Here is a 6,023-nt window from a genome sequence, read left to right on the forward strand (position 1 = left end):
CGCCATATCTCGACAGCACAGGGCTTGTCTGCTAGAGGCCAGAAAACTCGTGAAAAGCCCTCAAGAACGGGCGTTCAGGGCCTATCAGGGGGGCTGAAATAACCCTTTGAACGTGGGCCGATGAGCATTGGTTACAGGCCTCAAGCCCCTGGCCGACGTTCGGACGATATCGGGCGTAGCGTTTCGGGTGCTGTCGCGGACGGTTTAGGCTAGAATGCACGGCCTCAAAGCACACCCCTTCCCGAGGCTGTCCCGAAGATGTTGATCCTGCGCGGCGCTCCTGCCCTTTCTGCCTTTCGCCACAGCAAACTCCTTGAGCAACTGAGCCAGAAGGTCCCGGCTGTCAGTGGCCTGTATGCTGAATTCGCTCACTTCGCCGAGGTTACCGGCGTCCTGACCGGCGACGAACAGCAGGTGCTTGCGCGCCTTCTGAAGTATGGCCCCAGCGTTCCAGTACAAGAGCCGACCGGTCGCCTGTTCCTGGTGTTGCCACGTTTCGGCACCATCTCGCCATGGTCGAGCAAGGCCAGCGACATTGCCCGCAACTGTGGCCTGGGGAAAATCCAGCGCCTGGAGCGCGGCATCGCTTTCTACGTCACCGGTGAGTTCACCGACGTACAGGCCCAGCTTGTTGCTGGTGCACTGCACGACCGCATGACCCAGATCGTCCTGGAAAACCTGGAGCAGGCTGCCGGCCTGTTCAGTCACGCCGAACCCAAGCCGTTGACGGCGATCGACGTACTGGGTGGCGGTCGCGCTGCGCTGGAAACCGCCAACGTCGAACTGGGCCTGGCCTTGGCCGAAGACGAGATCGACTATCTGGTCAACGCCTTCGTCGGCTTGAAGCGCAACCCGCACGACATCGAACTGATGATGTTTGCCCAGGCGAACTCCGAGCATTGCCGTCACAAGATCTTCAACGCCAGTTGGGATATCGACGGCGAGAGCCAGGAAAAAAGCCTGTTCGGCATGATCAAGAACACCTACGTGATGCATAGCGAAGGTGTTCTGTCGGCTTACAAGGACAACGCTTCGGTCATCGTCGGCAGCGTTGCCGGGCGTTTCTTCCCGGACCCTGAAACCCGCCAGTACGGTGCGGTGCAGGAGCCGGTGCACATCCTGATGAAGGTCGAGACCCACAACCACCCGACCGCGATTGCTCCGTTCCCAGGCGCGTCCACCGGTTCCGGCGGCGAGATCCGCGACGAAGGCGCTACCGGTCGTGGCGCCAAGCCGAAGGCTGGCCTGACCGGTTTCACCGTGTCCAACCTGCAGATCCCGGGCTTCGAACAGCCATGGGAAGTGCCGTATGGCAAGCCCGAGCGCATCGTCACCGCGCTGGACATCATGATCGAAGGCCCATTGGGCGGCGCTGCATTCAACAACGAATTCGGCCGTCCGGCGCTGACCGGCTACTTCCGTACCTTCGAACAATCCATCACCACTCCGCACGGTGATGAAGTTCGCGGTTACCACAAGCCGATCATGCTGGCCGGCGGTATGGGTAACATCCGTGAAGGGCACGTCCAGAAAGGCGAAATCCTCGTTGGTTCCAAGCTGATCGTGCTGGGCGGCCCGGCGATGCTCATCGGCCTGGGCGGCGGCGCAGCTTCCTCCATGGCCACCGGCACCAGCTCGGCTGACCTGGACTTCGCTTCGGTACAGCGTGAAAACCCGGAAATGGAACGCCGTTGCCAGGAAGTCATCGACCGTTGCTGGCAGTTGGGTGAACACAACCCGATCAGCTTCATTCACGACGTGGGCGCGGGCGGCCTGTCCAACGCCTTCCCGGAACTGGTCAACGACGGCGACCGTGGTGGCCGTTTCGAACTGCGCAACATTCCAAACGACGAGCCGGGCATGGCCCCGCACGAGATCTGGAGTAACGAATCCCAGGAACGCTACGTTCTGGCGGTGGGACCTGCCGACTTCGAACGCTTCAAGGCGATCTGCGAACGCGAGCGTTGCCCGTTCGCCGTGGTCGGCGAAGCCACGGCCGAACCGCAGCTTACAGTCACGGATAGCCACTTCGGCAACAGCCCGGTGGACATGCCGCTCGAAGTACTGCTGGGTAAAGCCCCGCGCATGCACCGTTCGGTGGTTCGTGAAAACGAACTGGGCGACGACTTCGATCCGTCGACCCTGAACATCGCCGACTGTGTCGAGCGTGTTCTGCATCATCCGGCCGTGGCCAGCAAGAGCTTCCTGATCACCATCGGCGACCGCACCATCACCGGCCTCGTGGCCCGTGACCAGATGGTCGGCCCGTGGCAGGTTCCGGTGGCCGACGTTGCCGTCACCGCCACCAGCTTCGACGTCTACACCGGTGAAGCCATGGCCATGGGCGAGCGTACTCCGCTGGCGCTGCTGGACGCTCCGGCGTCGGGTCGCATGGCCATTGGTGAAACCCTGACCAACATTGCAGCCTCGCGCATCGGCAAGCTCTCCGACATCAAGCTGTCGGCGAACTGGATGTCGGCTGCCGGTCACCCGGGCGAAGACGCGCGTCTGTACGACACCGTGAAAGCGGTCGGCATGGAACTGTGCCCTGAGCTGGGCATCACCATTCCGGTGGGCAAGGACTCGATGTCCATGGCCACTCGCTGGAACGATGAAGGCGTGGACAAGTCCGTCACTTCGCCGATGTCGCTGATCGTGACCGGTTTCGCGCCAGTGACTGACATCCGCCAGACCCTGACCCCGCAACTGCGCATGGACAAGGGCACCACCGACCTGATCCTGATCGACCTGGGTCGTGGCCAGAACCGCATGGGCGCTTCGATCCTCGCCCAGGTCCACGGCAAGCTCGGTAGCCAGGCTCCGGACGTTGATGACGCCGAAGACCTGAAAGCCTTCTTCGCCGTGATCCAGGGCCTCAACGCCGACGGCCACCTGCTGGCCTACCACGACCGTTCCGACGGCGGTCTGTTGACCAGCGCCGTGGAAATGGCTTTCGCTGGCCACTGCGGCCTGAGCCTGAACCTCGACGGTCTGGCGGAAACATCGGCCGACATCGCTGCGATCCTGTTCAACGAAGAACTGGGTGCAGTGATCCAGGTTCGCCAGGACTCTACCCCGGACATCCTCGCGCAATTCAGCGCTGCGGGCCTGGGCGACTGCGTGTCGGTGATCGGTCAGCCGATGAACAACGGCGAGATCAGCATCACCTTCAACGGTGACACCGTGTTCGAAGGCCAGCGTCGCCTGCTGCAGCGTCAATGGGCTGAGACCAGCTACCAGATCCAGCGCCTGCGTGATAACGCCGACTGCGCCGATCAAGAGTTCGACGTCCTGCTGGAAGAAGACAACCCGGGCTTGAGCGTCAAGCTGAGCTACGACGTCAATCAGGACATCGCCGCGCCTTACATCAAGAAAGGCATTCGTCCACAGGTTGCCGTGCTGCGTGAGCAGGGCGTCAACGGTCAGGTGGAAATGGCGGCCGCGTTCGACCGCGCTGGTTTCAACGCGATCGATGTGCACATGAGCGACATTCTGGCCGGCCGTGTCGACCTGAATGAGTTCAAGGGCCTGGTGGCGTGTGGTGGTTTCTCCTACGGCGACGTACTGGGTGCCGGTGAGGGCTGGGCCAAGTCGGCGCTGTTCAACAGCCGTGCCCGTGACGCGTTCCAGGGTTTCTTCGAGCGTAACGACAGCTTCACCCTCGGTGTGTGCAACGGTTGCCAGATGATGTCCAACCTGCACGAACTGATCCCGGGCAGCGAGTCCTGGCCGCACTTCGTGCGTAACCGTTCCGAGCAGTTCGAAGCCCGTGTGGCCATGGTCCAGGTGCAGGAGTCGAACTCGATCTTCCTGCAAGGCATGGCCGGTTCGCGCATGCCAATCGCCATCGCCCACGGTGAAGGCCATGCCGAGTTCGAAAGCGAAGAAGCACTGCTGCAAGCCGATCTGTCGGGTTGCGTGGCGATGCGTTTCGTCGACAACCACGGCAAGGTCACCGAAAGCTACCCGGCCAACCCGAACGGCTCGCCGCGCGGGATCACCGGCCTCACCAGCCGTGACGGTCGCGTGACCATCATGATGCCGCACCCGGAGCGGGTGTTCCGCGCCGTGCAGAACTCGTGGCGCTCGGAAGAGTGGAACGAAGATGCACCGTGGATGCGCATGTTCCGTAATGCTCGCGTGTGGGTTAACTAAGCGCTGTGTACAAGCTTTCCTTTTTTGTTCCGGCCAGTCATGTGGAACAGGTCAAAAGTGCCGTATTCGCCGCCGGTGGCGGCCGAATCGGTGACTATGACCACTGTGCGTGGCAGGTGCTCGGCCTGGGTCAGTTTCGTCCGTTGGATGGCAGTCAGCCGTTCATTGGCGAAGCCGGGCAGGTCGAGCAGGTCGAGGAATGGAAGGTCGAGCTTGTCGTGGCCGATGAGTTGATTCGCTCGGTGGTGATGGCTTTGAAACAGAGCCATCCCTACGAGACACCGGCGTATGAGGTGTGGCGGTTGGAGGATTTCTGATCTTCTGGTCCGCTGAAATGAGAAACCCGCTGATTCGTCAGCGGGTTTTTTATTGCCCGGGATTTGTTGATGGCGCGAGGCTAGATCCGTTACGGGGCGGCCTTTATGTCGACCTGATTTATCGGTACACGCAACTTCCCTGTGGACGCTGGCTTGCCAACAAGGGAGGCGTGTCAGACGTCGTAGAAATCTCCCACATATCTTTCAGGTTGCCGCTCGGAAGTGCGCTATCTAGCCTTTGAGCATTGCAGCCAATCATGCGATTGGCACTGCAAGCCCTTCGATAGTTTGCATGGTGTTTATCACTTGGTTGAACCCTCACAAACATCATCGCCCTGCATCAGTATTTGAGGTTCAAGAATGGATTTGCCGGGCGCAGTAACTCCCCGTGTCAATACGAGTACGGCGTTGGGGCAGGCGTTGATTTCGTTGTTCAAATCCGTCGAAACGGAACTGGTGCTTGATGACGCTGAGCCAGGCGTGGTCAAAGTCATCGTGTTCGGCGGGTGTGCAGTTCATCTCTACACAAATCATCGTGTTTCCACGGACGTCGATGCCGAGATTTACTCCGCTAAGGTCCCTGAAGGCCTTCATCTTCAAACCTTGCTCGCAGAGGTTCCTGAGCAATTTGTCGATGACCGATCCGGCCGATTGATGGAGTTGAACTACGACCTTCAATACCATACAAGCTTTGGTCCGATTCACGAGGACTATTGGGAGCGGAGTCTTCCCCTTGCAGAGTTCCCGATCGAGTCACCGCTGCATGTCCACATTGCAGCGCCTGTCGACATCGCCATCTCCAAGCTGGGCAGAGCCACGGATCAGGACATTGGCGACATCATGGCGCTTCTCAGGGCTGGCTTCATAGTGACAACCGAACTCCGTCGGCTGGCATTGGAGGCAATTGATGTATATGTTGGCAACAAAGAGTCACCAACCTCTGTTCTTGCAAATATTCTGCAAGACTACCTGGAGAAATCAGATGACGAAGCCCCTTAACGGCCACGTCCTCTCATCCACTTTGGATACCCTGGTCAAATGCCCTTTGAATCAAGCAGATGACGCAGCGCTTGTGAGCCTCGCCAAAACTGTTTGGTACTCGAACTCGAACCTTGAAAGTGAAGTCAGGGCTTTTCTACGGCGGCACACTAGCGAAGTCGAAGTTCGTCGTGCGGGTTACTTGCTTGAGCGGCTAACCCGTTTTGCCTGTGTGTCTGATAGCCGCGTGTCGGAAACCTTTAGCGCCCTGGAGCTTTTTTCAAGCTCGACTCCCAAGCAAGAAGTGAAGCCGCAGGCAGCTGTTTCGCTACGCAAGCGCCGTGATGAACTCGCTGCTATTTGGGGGCTGAGTGAAGGTCTTGGACTTAAGGCCCAGACACTCATGCCCTTTCAGACTCGGCATTACGCGGCTGAGCAACGCGCGGCGTTTTCCTGAGCCCAATCAACATTACAAAAAACCGGCTTAGGCCTAATGCCGATCAGTTAAGCCAAAGACCAGCCGAACATAGTACCCGTGGCGAGGGAGCTTGCTCCCGCTGGGCTGCGTAGCAG

At 59.6% G+C, this 6,023-nt stretch carries 4 protein-coding genes; all 4 read left to right on the forward strand.

Annotated elements, in window-relative coordinates:
- Positions 1-258 precede the first annotated feature (258 nt).
- The 4 genes from purL to AC3WQN_RS13170 all read left to right on the forward strand — a co-directional run bounded on the left by purL (position 259) and on the right by AC3WQN_RS13170 (position 5,907).
- Positions 259-4,155: a phosphoribosylformylglycinamidine synthase gene (purL, locus tag AC3WQN_RS13155; protein ID WP_103399826.1), complete on the forward strand. Its 3,897-nt coding sequence runs from the start codon at positions 259-261 to the stop codon at positions 4,153-4,155.
- Positions 4,156-4,160: 5 nt separating this feature from the next.
- Positions 4,161-4,472 carry a YqfO family protein gene (locus tag AC3WQN_RS13160; protein WP_095144867.1) on the forward strand — a complete coding sequence of 104 codons (312 nt, stop codon included), beginning with the start codon at positions 4,161-4,163 and terminating at the stop codon, positions 4,470-4,472.
- A 360-nt stretch (positions 4,473-4,832) separates the two neighbouring features.
- Positions 4,833-5,471, forward strand: a complete 639-nt coding sequence (locus tag AC3WQN_RS13165) for a DUF6036 family nucleotidyltransferase (protein ID WP_178081892.1) — start codon at positions 4,833-4,835, stop codon at positions 5,469-5,471.
- Entirely contained in the window at positions 5,455-5,907 is a 453-nt protein-coding gene (locus tag AC3WQN_RS13170) for a hypothetical protein (RefSeq protein ID WP_103399825.1), read from the forward strand. Before AC3WQN_RS13165 ends, AC3WQN_RS13170 begins: the two co-directional genes overlap by 17 nt.
- Positions 5,908-6,023: the final 116 nt, after the last annotated feature.

This window comes from Pseudomonas sp. FW300-N1A1, assembly GCF_058789115.1.

Bases quoted from the DNA above. Each gene is read 5' to 3' on its own strand.
- AC3WQN_RS13170 (WP_103399825.1), top strand. From the start codon at position 5,455: ATGACGAAGCCCCTTAACGGCCACGTCCTCTCATCCACTTTGGATACC.
- purL (WP_103399826.1), top strand. From the start codon at position 259: ATGTTGATCCTGCGCGGCGCTCCTGCCCTTTCTGCCTTTCGCCACAGC.
- AC3WQN_RS13165 (WP_178081892.1), top strand. From the start codon at position 4,833: ATGGATTTGCCGGGCGCAGTAACTCCCCGTGTCAATACGAGTACGGCG.